8 protein-coding genes and 2 pseudogenes are annotated in these 12,199 nt (G+C 62.9%); 5 read left to right on the forward strand and 5 right to left on the reverse strand.

All coding sequences use genetic code 11. The features are described from left to right. Positions 1-146 precede the first annotated feature (146 nt). Positions 147-224 (reverse strand): annotated as a pseudogene (locus AC629_RS50305) (META domain-containing protein); the annotation flags it as partial. Positions 225-699: 475 nt separating this feature from the next. On the opposite strand from AC629_RS50305, the gene AC629_RS34120 reads away from it, so the two are divergent. The 4 genes and pseudogenes from AC629_RS34120 (at position 700) to AC629_RS34135 (ending at position 5,916) form a co-directional block, all read left to right on the forward strand. Next, positions 700-1,857 carry a hypothetical protein gene (locus tag AC629_RS34120; RefSeq protein WP_245332077.1) on the forward strand — a complete coding sequence of 386 codons (1,158 nt, stop codon included), beginning with the start codon at positions 700-702 and terminating at the stop codon, positions 1,855-1,857. After that, the gene (locus AC629_RS49205) at positions 1,784-2,581 is read left to right on the forward strand and encodes a hypothetical protein (RefSeq protein WP_245332078.1); all 798 of its coding nucleotides are present in this window, start codon (positions 1,784-1,786) and stop codon (positions 2,579-2,581) included. The genes AC629_RS34120 and AC629_RS49205 overlap by 74 nt, the downstream gene beginning before the upstream one ends. A 137-nt stretch (positions 2,582-2,718) precedes the next feature. Further along, positions 2,719-4,498: pseudogene (locus tag AC629_RS34130) on the forward strand (type I secretion system permease/ATPase). Continuing rightward, positions 4,495-5,916, forward strand: a complete 1,422-nt coding sequence (locus AC629_RS34135; protein WP_084809180.1) for an HlyD family type I secretion periplasmic adaptor subunit — start codon at positions 4,495-4,497, stop codon at positions 5,914-5,916. The pseudogene AC629_RS34130 and the gene AC629_RS34135 overlap by 4 nt, the downstream one beginning before the upstream one ends. An 18-nt stretch (positions 5,917-5,934) precedes the next feature. Here AC629_RS34135 and AC629_RS34140 read toward each other — a convergent pair whose 3' ends face one another. From AC629_RS34140 to AC629_RS34155, 4 genes are all read right to left on the reverse strand, one after another. Further along, complete coding sequence (locus AC629_RS34140; RefSeq protein ID WP_084809185.1) at positions 5,935-6,714, reverse strand: response regulator transcription factor; 780 nt, start codon at positions 6,712-6,714, stop codon at positions 5,935-5,937. A 282-nt stretch (positions 6,715-6,996) separates the two neighbouring features. Beyond that, a complete protein-coding gene (locus AC629_RS49210) occupies positions 6,997-7,581 on the reverse strand; it encodes a hypothetical protein (protein WP_245332079.1) in 585 nt (194 codons plus the stop codon). 138 nt (positions 7,582-7,719) lie between these two features. Next, positions 7,720-8,118 carry an META domain-containing protein gene (locus tag AC629_RS34150; protein ID WP_084809181.1) on the reverse strand — a complete coding sequence of 133 codons (399 nt, stop codon included), beginning with the start codon at positions 8,116-8,118 and terminating at the stop codon, positions 7,720-7,722. A 137-nt stretch (positions 8,119-8,255) separates the two neighbouring features. Beyond that, positions 8,256-9,920: an L-lactate permease gene (locus AC629_RS34155; protein ID WP_084809182.1), complete on the reverse strand. Its 1,665-nt coding sequence runs from the start codon at positions 9,918-9,920 to the stop codon at positions 8,256-8,258. A gap of 313 nt (positions 9,921-10,233) precedes the next feature. Here AC629_RS34155 and AC629_RS34160 point away from each other — a divergent pair, with 313 nt between their 5' ends. Continuing rightward, positions 10,234-11,997 carry an ABC transporter ATP-binding protein/permease gene (locus tag AC629_RS34160; RefSeq protein ID WP_084809183.1) on the forward strand — a complete coding sequence of 588 codons (1,764 nt, stop codon included), beginning with the start codon at positions 10,234-10,236 and terminating at the stop codon, positions 11,995-11,997. The last annotated feature ends 202 nt before the right edge of the window (positions 11,998-12,199 follow it).

Here is a 12,199-nt window from a genome sequence, read left to right on the forward strand (position 1 = left end):
GCCAGGAAGCTGTTGACGGTCCTCAACGCCATTATGCGCGACAGGAAGCCGTACCTACAGACCAGGTCAACATAACAGTTGCCGGCTCTGCGGCGCAGCGCTTACGCGCTACGCCTTGTCCGGGACACGAGAGTACAGCTTACGACCTAGTTCCCGTTCACGCGAAAGCGCAGCGACTTGGGGCCCACGAGGGTGAGCACGTCGCCCTGGCGTTTCCAGGTCTCTTTCTTACGGGACGCGCGCCACGCCATTAAGGCTGTGCTGCACCCGAAAGGATGTAGCCAAAGCTACGGTATTCACCCGAAGCGCTGCATCCGAACTGAGGACTGGGCTTTTGATCTTCGCAGGATGACATTCCGTCGTAAGCGATGACCCGTCGGATCGCGCGGAGCGAGGTCGATGAGAGAGGCGGCAATGAATTTTGCGCGGATGTCGGATGGAATCCGACTGTATCATCATTCCCATCACGATGGGTATGATGATGGTGACGGGCCATTTCCGGTATCGAGGGCTTCGCTCTTCTCGATGACTGACTACGGCGACCATGGCGCTGTGGGCGGTGGGCGCTCATTCGCAGGCGCTGATATGCACTTGGCGGGCTCGCATGCCCGCACGCTAAAGGCTGGGCCGCCTGACGATCATGGCGGGGGCAGCTCGCATTCATCCGTTCCGGTTCATACCGATCAACACGCTGCGCCGGTGGGCGTCCCGCTCGACAACAGCGGAAGCCACAATGCGGCGGGCACGAATGTTTCGACCATCGAGCCCGGTGCCGGCTCTCATCCTGGAACGGGCTCCGGCACGATAGAGACCGGGGGCAACACGGCTGGCAACGGCGGGGACGGCTATTTCTATGGAGGCATCATTCACGCCTCCCTCATCGTCTATGAGCCGGTCAACATCTCCGTCTCTGTGGGATACGGCGCCAATGCCCTGGCCGAACAAATCAACAATGCCGGTATCGATCAATCCGCCGTGCAGATGGCCGGCATCGGCGGCAACGGCGGCAACGGCAACGCTGCCCTGGGCGGCAACGTCGATCTTTCCTCCGGCGCGGGCGCGGGTTCGATCGTGACCGGCGCCAATAGTGTCGGCAACGGCGGCGTCGGCCACTTCTCAGGAACGCTGCTCGATGCCCCGATCGTGATCTACAATCCGATCAACATCGCGGTCGGCGCCGGCGCGCATGCAAGCCAGTCGAATACGGTCGCAATCGATCAATCCGCCACCCAGATCGCGGGTGTCGGCGGCAATGGCGGCAACGGCGATGTCGCAATCGGCGGCGACGTCTCCACGACCGGATCCGGGTCAGGCAGCGGCGGAATAGACACCGGCGGCAACCACGCCGGAAATGGCGGCGATGGGTCCTTCACCGGCAGCCTCGTCCACACCTCTGTCGTTGTGTATGACCCGGTCAACATCTCGGTGGCGGGATACAATTCCAGCTCCTACGCCTTCCAGAACAACAACGTGCATCTGGACCAGTATGCCATCCAGATGGCCGGCATCGGTGGCAATGGCGGCAATGGCAGCGTAGCGATCGGCGGGCATGTCGGCTCCTCCGGCCTATGGGGCGGCTCGGATGCGATCGCGACCGGATCCAACAGCGCCGGCAATGGCGGGAACGGCTATTTCTCCGGCACCCTCGTCGATATCAGCGTCGCCATCTATGCTCCGGTCAACATTGCCATCGCCGGCCCTCATGCGACGGCCGTGGCCGATCAGATCAACAACGTGCACATCGACCAGAGCGCCGTCCAGATCGCGGGAATAGGCGGGCACGGTGGCGACGGCAATCTGGCGATGGGCGGCGATATCGCCGCGCACCTGCTGTCCGATCTCCATTCGATGGCGTAGCACCAGCTCACCCTTCCCCGGCAAGGCGAGCTTCATCATCCGGCACGATCATCCTCGATTTGTCGACCTATTGCCCGGCGGCACTCCGGCGCGCGGCCAATCGGGATTGGCTCGGCATATAGTCTTTCGTGTGTACCCCACCGAAGCGGATGCATCCCATTTGACATCTATCTCATTGCAGCAAGCGGGGATCAGATTCTCCAGGCACATCCGTCATCCCTGCGCGGGAAGGATGATGCACGAAAACAACCACAGGACGGAGGCTCATATGTTACCAGTGTTGCCAAAGCCATCAATCCATGTTTCCGACTCGATCCATTTCAAGTCCATCGATACCGGCGGTCAGAGCGTCGGAAATGGCGGCGACGGCTCCTTCTCGGGAGCAATCATCAACAAGCCGACGCTCACCTTCGATCCAACCAACAAGGCGGATGGCGCCCACGTGAACGTCACGACCGGGGATCACGTCAGCCAGAAGGCATCCTGGGACGCCGACGCGATCGCGAAGAAGGCCCATGATGTGAACGCCAATTCGAACGGCGATCAGAAGTCGTACAGCGGCCACGATACGTCCAAGGTGTACGCCAACACGACGGCCGATCAGACAAACAAGCTCTGGGTGGACATGCATCAGGAAGTGATGGCCGGTATTGGCGGCAACGGCGGAGACAACAACGCCGCAATGGGCGGAGAGGTCGACTTCCACTTCAGTTCGTCGATCTGACCGGCACCTGTCCGGCCATGGGAAACCGGCGGCACATGCCGCAGGTCTCCGATTTACCACCGATGATCCGTCCGCCGGGCCGGATCATCGGCCCGGCGACAAGGGCTTAAACTCAGGTTCTTTGCAAATTTCCGGCGGTGACGACGATGCTGATCCCGCCTCTCCGGTTGCAGTTGGTGCCGCCGCTCCAGACCCCGCTGCATGCGGCGCTCTGGGCCTGCGCCGGCTCGCTCGGACTCGTGTTCGCCTATAGCTGCAGCTACAACCTGCTGCTGTTCGCTCCTTCCATCTACCTGCTCCAGATCTACGATCGCGTGCTGTCGAGCCGGAGCGGCGATACGCTTCTGATGCTCACCTTGATCGTCGCGCTCACGGTCGTGGTCGGATCGGTGCTCGATGCGCTACGCCGCGCCGTGTTGAATCGGCTCGGCGCATGGCTCGAAGACCGGCTTCGTCCTCCCGTGCTTTCGGCCTGCCTCGAATACGCCTACCGCAACGATCCGGCGCGGGCGACGGATGCCTTTCGGGATCTCACCGCCATGCGCCAATTCGTCGAGTCTGGCGCGTGCCCGATGCTGTTCGACGCGCTCTGGGTGCCTCTCTTCCTCAGCGTGTTGTTCCTCGTGCATCCCCTGCTGGGGCTGATCGGCGCCTGCAGCGTGCTGCTCCTGTTCGGCCTCGCGCTGGCCGCCGAGCTGCTCACTGAAGACGCGCAGGCGAAGTCCGGCACCGCGTTCGCCAGGAGCTACGCCCGGCTCACCGCGGCCGTCGGCAATGTTCACTTGATCCGAGCCTTGGGGATGCTCGACGGCACGGCGCGCTCGATCTACCAGGACGCGCACGAGGCGCAAGACGCACAGGAACTGGCGCAACGACGACACGAGATCGTCACGCTGCTGACCAAGCCGATCCGTGCGCTGGCGCAGGTTCTGATCATGGGCGCGGCGGCGTGGCTCGTCCTCGACTACGGCCGGAGCCCCGCGATCATCTTCGTCGCAACGCTGATGTTTGGCCGCGCGCTGGCACCGGTCGAGGGCGCCGTTTCGGGGTGGAAATCGCTCACCAAGACCTTGAGCGCCTGCCGGCGGCTTGACTCGATCCTTGCCGCCGCCCCGGCCGCCACAGAGGACACCGACGATCCATCGCAACGGATGCGGGGCGGTCTCGTCGTCGACGATGTCGACGTCAAGCTGCCCGGCGCCGGCCCATACCTCCTCAAGGGTATCTCGTTCAATCTCGCGCCGGGCGAATGCCTCGGCATCGTCGGTCCGTCGGGCTCCGGCAAGTCGGTGCTTGGGCAGATCATTGCCGGCATCTCCATGCCGACGCGGGGCCGCGTCCTGCTCGGCAACATCGACGTCGCCGTGCTGCGCGAGCGTCGCGGCGGCCGCCAGCTCGGCTATCTGCCCCAGGACATCAACCTGTTCGGGGACACGATCGGGGACATCATTGCGCGGCTGGACGACGCCGATCCGCAAAAGATCGTTGAAGCCGCGAAGCTCGCCGGGCTCCACGAGAGCATCATGGGGTTACCTCAGGCTTATGACACTGCCGCCCCCCGACGGCGGCCGTGCGTTTTCGCGCGGCTATCGCCAGCGCCTCGGGCTTGCGCGGGCCTTCTTCGGCGACCCGCACCTCGTCGTGCTCGACGAGCCGAACGCCAGCCTCGATTTCGTGGGTGAGCGCGTGCTGCTCGATGCCATCGAGCAGATGAAGGTCGCGAACATCGCAGTCATCGTCATCACCCACCGGATGGGCATCCTCGCGGCTACCAACAAGCTTGCCATCGTGCAGGGCGGCACGATTGCCGCGTTCGGCGACAGCGAGGAGATATTCGAGAGATATTTGAACCGCCCGCAGATCACCTCGCCCGAGGACCCGACCCGGAATTCGTCATCGGAGCCAACCGTCCCATGAGCTCGCGCGCACAGGACATGAAAGCGGTCGCCGCGCTCGCGCCGGAAGGGCGCTTCGGGATCGTGGTCACCTCGATCGACGATTACGAGCCTGTCCAGTTTCCCTGGTGCGGGGCACCGACGCAGGCCTCACCTCGCAGCCGGCTTCGCCGTGTCACGCTCGTCGGCAATCTGCTGGTCCTCTGCTTCGTGCTGGGTCTGGGAATATGGTCGAGCTTTGCGCCGCTCGAAAGCGCCGCGGTCGCTTCCGGCGTCGTGGAACCGGAGTCGAGCCGTAAGACGATCCAGCATCTGGAGGGCGGCATCATCAAGCAGATCCTGGTCGCCGACGGCGACGTCGTGCACAACGGACAGACCTTGATCGCGCTCGACGACACCAAGGCCCGCGCCGAAGTGCTGAGCCTGCAGAGCCAGTTGTGGGACGCAACCGCGCGCGACGCCCGGCTTCGGGCCGAGCAGCAGGAGCAGGAGCAGGTGACGTTTCCGGCCGACCTGCAAGCGGCGCGCAACAAGAGCACGGCCGCCGCCGCAGTGCTGATCGCGCAGCAGAACATCTTTGAGACGCGAAGGCAGGTGTTCCAGTCCCAGGTTTCGGTCCTCCGGGAAAAGAGACTCCAGGTCGCAAGGGAGATCGAGGGTCTCAAGGCGCAAACGGATGCGACAGCTCAGCGCACCGACATCGTCCGCGAGGAGCTCGACATGGTGGCCACCCTCGTCAACAAGGGCCTCGAGCGGCGGCCGCGCCTGCTCAGTCTCCAGCGGGAAATGGCCGACATCGAGGGGCGAAGCGGCGAGCTCGCCGCGCAAATCTCGCGTGCCAAACAGGTGATTAGCGAATCACTGGCGACGCAGGTCAAGCTTGAGAGCGACAGGCAGAACGATATCGCGCAGGCGCTGCGCGAGGCGCAGAACCAGATGTATCAGCTTCGCGAGCGATTGCCGGCAGCGGAAGACCAGCTCGCCCGGACGCTGGTCAAGGCGCCCGAGGACGGTGTGGTGACCGATCTGCGGGTGCATACGCCCGGCGGCGTCATCGGCGCCGGCGCTACGCTCATGGACCTCGTGCCGCGACAGGATCGCTTGATCGTGACGGCGCGTCTCAGGCCCGATGACATCGACGTGGTCCATTCCGGGCTGAATGCCGATGTGCACCTCTTGCCCTACAACCAGCGCCGCGTGCCGCGTCTGAAGGGAACCGTGGTGCACGTGTCCGCCGACCGGCTCCTCGACAAGCGCACCGACCAGCCATATTACGCGACGAAAATTCGCGTCGACGACGCGCAGATCGCTGCAAACGACATCCAGATCACTCCCGGAATGCCGGTTCAAGTATTCATCACGACCGGGCGCAGCACGGTCGCATTCTACGCGCTGAGGCCGCTGCTCGACAGTTTCCACGGTGCGTTTCGCGAGGACTGAGCTTCGATCGGCGGCGCTTTACGTCTCAGGAATTGAAGGAGGCGTCCGGGTCGGAATCGCGATCAGGGACAATCGGCCGCTCGAACGGAGAACCGCTTCGGTGCGATTGCGAGCAGCACATTTTCGCATGATGTGCTGAACGTGCATTTTGACGGTGTTCTCCGACAGGTTCAGCTTGGCGGCAATCAGCTTGTTGGGCAGACCAAGCTCCAATTCGGCCAGCACTTGATGCTCGCGGGGCGTGAAATCGGTCATGTGTCTCTCGGCGGCGCCTCTGGCAAAGTCCTGTGTCAGGTATGCGGACGCAAGACCGCGAGGATATGGCTGTTCGAGACCTGGTGTCCTATTCAACCCGATGATCGGAAGCGGCCTGTAAACCCCACCGGCCAGAACAAGGCGCAGGCCGGCAACGGCGACCTCGATCAGAAGCGAGTTTGGGATGAAGCCGCGCACACCCCGCCGCATGGCTGCCAGCGCGGTGGCTTCGTCATCATGATTTGACAGGATTGCAATGGAGGCGTTGGGACAGCACTCCGCGACGAGCGCCAGATCGTCATCGACGGAGGGATCGTCGATGAGCTTGCCCCCGATACTCAGCAAGACTAGGCGAACATCCCGTGCTGACGTGCAATCCAGGCCTTGGGTCGTCGCCATGTCGAGGATGTCGTACTCGGGCAATTCCCGCCTGAGGGTGGCTAGAATGCAGGTGCGAGGCAACGCGAACTGCTCGATGATCACCAGGACCGGCATATGGAGAGATCCATGGAGCCTCTCCGCAGAATTGGTTATGTCGTTCATAATATCCTCGAAGTACAAAAAACCTCTGCTGCACCGCATTGCATGCGTGCATCGCGCTGCACATGGCTCGCGTCATTAGTTCATTCCAGGAAGCACAGCGAATGGTGCCCGCCCAAGCCACGCACCCCAAGGGATCGCGGGGTGAGCTTGACGCTGCACCGTCAGTGGAAATTCTTTCCGCTCAGTTCATTCCGGTGCGCGACGACTTGACCAATCGCCCCGCGCTCTTGCTCTCGGTGGAACATGAATTCGAGAGAACGGAATCCGCTCTCGGCTCATGCCCTATTTGCAGATATTCCGATACGCGATCGCTGCCGCCGAATCTGGCTTGCCGTCGACAACGTACGCATCATCGTCCTTCACGAGATATAGAAAGGGTCTTTCTCCGGTCACTTCACCTGACGCGTTCTTTCCTTTGACATGTCCGCAAATCGTATCCACGGCACGCCCGAATGTGTTCAACCTGATCGCTCGCTTCATGTCGCTGAATTCGGCGGAGGCCGGATCCTCCATCTTCGCTGCGATCGAGAGCTTCGCCTTGTCCAGCACGGGGTCCAATGTTTGCGCAGGCGGAGTGGATGCCGACACCTTGATCCTCGTCCGTGGTGAGACTGCTTTGGTGAGATCGACATGTCCGCTCTTTTTCGCAGACGATCGCTCTGCGGACCTCACGCTAGTTGCAGAGCTCGCTTTTGCAGTCGCAGGATCGGGCTTGAGCGCCGTCAGCTTCGGCTCGGCCGGCCGGCTCATCTCAACCCTGTCGAAACAAGGCTGCGGCCCACACCCCAGGAAGTATCCCCGTGACGGCGCAAACCAGCCAAAGCCGATCAAGATTCCAGCTAGCACGCCAATAAAAAGCAGTCCCATCCGATTCCCCCTCCTCGGGGGCGGAGCTCCGCTCGCACTAATGACTTGGACGTACTGCGCTGGTGGCCTATCTTTCGCGCAAAAGCGTTAAACCCCCATTAAGCGCACGCCACTCACCACACGGGTCCGGGCTGGCATCTAGTTCCCGTTCACACGAAAGCGCAGCGACTTGGGGCCGACGAGGGTGAGCACGTCGCCCTGGCGTTTCCAGGTCTCGACACTGCCGAGCGCGACGACGAGGTCGTCGTCGGCCTGCGCCCTGGCGGGCGGGCAGGAACGATCCTGGATCTGGCCGGGGACGAAGATCACGGTATTGCCGGCAACGGAGAACTGGCCCTTGCCGCCCTTGCACCAGAGCTCCAGCACCACCTCGCCATTGTCACCGATCTCGATGTTCGGGATTCGCTTCGAGCCCGGCTGCGGCAGCGCCTCGAGCGTCATCTCGGTGCCGAAGGGGAAACCGTCCTCGGCACGCGCGACAGTAGACACCGCGAGCATTGCAACCGTCGCACACACGATCTGCTTGAGCGAAACCATGAAACCTCTCGACCGACCTGATTTGCCGCACCTTCTATAAGACAGCGGCGCCATTGAGAAGGTTCGCCCACCCTTGATGCAAAAATCCCCGCGGAAGCGAACCCGCGGGGATTTCCGTCAGAGCAAGGCGTGCCGGACTAATGCAGCACGAGCGCCGTGAACGGCCATACATAGGCCTGGAGCGTCACGAGCACGCCGACCAAGCAGGCCAGCACAATCGAGTGCCAGAACACGAAGCGCAGGATCGTGCCCTCGTGCCCGTACCACCTGGTCGCGGTCGATGCGACCACGATCGACTGCGCGTCGATCATCTTGCCCATCACGCCGCCGGAGGAGTTCGCCGCCGCCATCAGGATCGGCGATAGGCCGATCTGCTGGGAGGTGATCTTCTGGAGGTTGCCGAACAGGATGTTCGAGGCGGTGTCCGATCCCGTCAGCGCCACGCCCAACCAGCCGAGCAGCGTGCCGAAGAAGGGATACAGGACGCCGGTTGCCGCAAACGCGAGACCGAGCGTTGCGTCGACACCGGACAGACGGGTCAGCGTGCCGATCGCAAGCATCGCCGAGATCGTGATCAGCGAGATCGCGCATAGCCGGATCGTACGACCATACTCAGTCAGCAAGCGTCCCGGGCCGACACCCATCAGGATGCCGGAGATGATCGCCGCGATCAGCATGCCCGTGCCGGTGAAGGACAGGTAGGTGAACGCGAACACCGCACCTTCCGCCGTCGGCTTGGCTGCCACCGGCGGCATCTTGTTGATCATCTGATGCAGGTCGGGAACGGCGTAGTTCCAGGTGAAGATCGAGTTCGCCCAGGTCTTGAACGCACCGTTGCCCCAGATCAGCATCACGATACAGACGATGATCCACGGCAAGAGCGCGCTCCACAGTTCGGACTGGCTGAGCGGCGTCTTGTCGAGTGGCGTGGCCTTTTGCATTTGCGCGGCCGACGGGTCGTGGCCGCGCAACTCCGGCGACAACCAGAGTTGCTTCGGTTGCCACACCTTCAGGAACAGGATGAGCGCGCCCATCGAGATCAGCGAGGCCCCGATGTCGACGATCCAAGGGTTGATGTAGTTGGAGATCACGAATTGCGGGACGGCGAAGGAAATGCCGGTGACGAGGATCGCCGGCCAGACGTCCTTCATGCCGCGCCAGCCCGCGAACGCCCACACCACCCAGAACGGCACGATCAGCGAGAAGAACGGCAATTGCCGGCCGACCATCGCGCCGAGGATATAGGGATCGAGCCCGGTGACCGAGGCGAGGCCCAGGATCGGTGTGCCGAGCGCGCCGTAGGCGACCGGCGCGGTGTTGGCTATCAGCGACAGGCCTGATGCCGCGAGCGGCGAGAAGCCGAGGCCGATCAGCACGGCACCGGTGATCGCGACCGGCGTGCCGAAGCCCGAGGCGCCTTCGAAGAACGCGCCGAACGAGAACGCGACCAGCAGGAGCTGCAGGCGCCGATCCTCGGTGACGCCGCCGATGGCGCGCTTGAGCAATTCGAAGCGCCCGGTGGCAACAGTCACCTGGTAGAGGAAGATGACGTTGAGGACGATCCATCCGATCGGGAAGAAGCCCGTGACGATGCCGAGCACCGAGGCCCGGATCGACATGCCGGCCGGCATGGTGAAGATGAATATCGTGATCAGATTGGTGATGATCACCGCGATTATGGCCGCGATATGCGCTTTGACGCGACCGCTCGCGATCATGATCAATAGCGAGACGACCGGGATGGCCGCAGCAATTGTCGACAGTGCGGCATTGTTCAGCGGATTATAGATTTGATTCCACATGTCTTCCTCCCCCCACGCATTGTGCGGCAGGCGGCCTGCGTGGACGGCCGAACCTGCTTGACGCTCGAAGCGATAACCCCCGAGTTGGACGTGAATTCCTCGCGAATGCGGCGGTTCCCACCCGCTCACAAGCCCGAGAAGTCCAGGAGGCCCCCACCCCACGCCCTCGTACCCATGCTAGGGTTGCAAGCCGCGACAAGCCAACGCAAATTGCAGAACTTGCGACTTTAGTCTAAGCGCGCCCATTTCCGCCCTGGCCTCAGCCATTTGGCTCCGGGGCGTTGTGCACATCCCCTCGAGGAGACCCCGCTCCGTGAAGAACATCAGCGCCATGCTCGCGATCGTTTGGCGAATCGCCATCCCCTATTTTCGATCCGAGGACAAATGGGCCGGGCGCGGCCTGCTCGCCGCGGTGATCGCGATCGAACTGTCGCTGGTCGCCATCGACGTGCTGGTCAACCAATGGCAGAACCGGTTCTACAGCGCGCTCCAAGCCTATGACTTCGATTCCTTCATGCGCGAGATCTGGATATTCGTCGGCCTTGCCTCGGCCTTCGTCGCACTGGCTGTCTATCAGCTCTATCTGAACCAATGGCTGCAGATCCGCTGGCGGCGATGGCTGACGCGGCACTATCTCGGCGAATGGCTCGACGACGCCACGCATTACCGGATGCAGCTCAGGGGCGACGCGGCCGACAACCCCGACCAGCGTATCACCGACGACGTGAAGAACTTCGTCGAGCAGACATTGACCATCGGACTTGGCCTGCTCTCGTCGATCGTCACGCTGTTTTCCTTCGTCATCATCCTGTGGGGACTCTCCAACAACGCGCCGCTGCACCTGTTTGGCATCGATGTCGCAGTCCCGGGCTATCTCGTCTGGGGCGCGCTGTTTTATGCGATCCTCGGCACGGCCCTGACGCACTGGATCGGCGTGCCGCTGGTCAATCTCAATTTCGAGCAGCAGCGCTATGAGGCCGACTTCCGTTTCAACCTCGTGCGCGTACGCGAGAACTCCGAACAGATCGCGCTGTTGAAGGGCGAGAGTGCGGAGCGCGGACGCCTGTTGCACCGCTTCGACTTTGTGATCAACAACTGGTACGCGATCATGAGCCGGACCAAGCGCCTCACGATGTTCACGGCGAGCTATCAGCAGGCCGCCGTGATCTTCCCCTACGTGCTGGTGGCGCCGGCCTATTTCGCCAAGACGATCCAGCTTGGCGACATGATGCAGACCGCCTCGGCCTTCTCCAGCGTTCAGCGCGCTTTGTCCTTCTTCGTGACGGCGTACCGGTCGCTTGCCGAATGGCGCGCCGTGGTTGCCCGTCTCGACGGCTTCGAGATGTCGGTCGCCTCGGCCGCCAACCTCGCCGCGCACGAACCGACCATCGGGGTTGCGGCATCCAGCGCCAAGAGGGCGATCGCGCTCGACCAGCTGCTCGTCAAACTGCCGAACGGCGCACCTCTGGTCGCGGCGGATGCCTTCACGATCCAGCCTTCGGAGCGGGTGCTGGTGACCGGCCCGTCGGGCTCGGGCAAGTCGACACTGTTCCGGGCCATTGCGGGCGTCTGGCCGTTCGGCACTGGCTCGATCGCCATTCCCGAAAAGTCGAAGCTGATGATGCTGCCGCAGCGGCCGTATTTCCCGATCGGCCCGCTTGGCGACGCCGTCGTCTACCCGGCCGAGCACGGCTCCATCCCGCCCGAGAGGATCCGTGACGCGCTCATTGCGGTCGGCATGCCGAGGCTGGCCGACCGGCTCGACGAGGACGGTCACTGGAACCGGATGCTGTCGCTCGGCGAGCAGCAGCGCCTGGGCCTTGCCCGCGCGCTGCTCCACATGCCGGACTATCTGTTCCTCGACGAGGCCACGGCATCGCTGGACGAGCCGTCGGAGGACCGGCTTTACCGGTTGCTGGCGGAGAAGCTGCCACAGGCCACCATCGTCTCGATCGGCCACCGCTCGACGCTGGACGCCTTCCATACCCGCAAGGTGACAATGGTGAAGGACGGCGAGATCCACATTCTCGGCAAAGGCGGCGAACCGGCCCAGGTGGAGCCAAGCGCCGCGCGCTGAGCGAAGCGGGGGGATGTAGGTCTTTCCCTGCCGCCATCCTTCGAGACGCCTGCCTTACGTGCAGTTTTCCCGCATCCGGCTTTCCGACAGGTTTCGTCACAAGGCGCACGTCGGCGACACTTTGCGCACGCGGTTCAGCACAAGTACGCCAGGGTTCCCATAGAACTGATCAGAGAACTGTCTGACGCCACGTCCTGGCGTC

Source organism: Bradyrhizobium sp. NAS80.1 (genome assembly GCF_001908205.1).
Classification (GTDB): domain Bacteria; phylum Pseudomonadota; class Alphaproteobacteria; order Rhizobiales; family Xanthobacteraceae; genus Bradyrhizobium.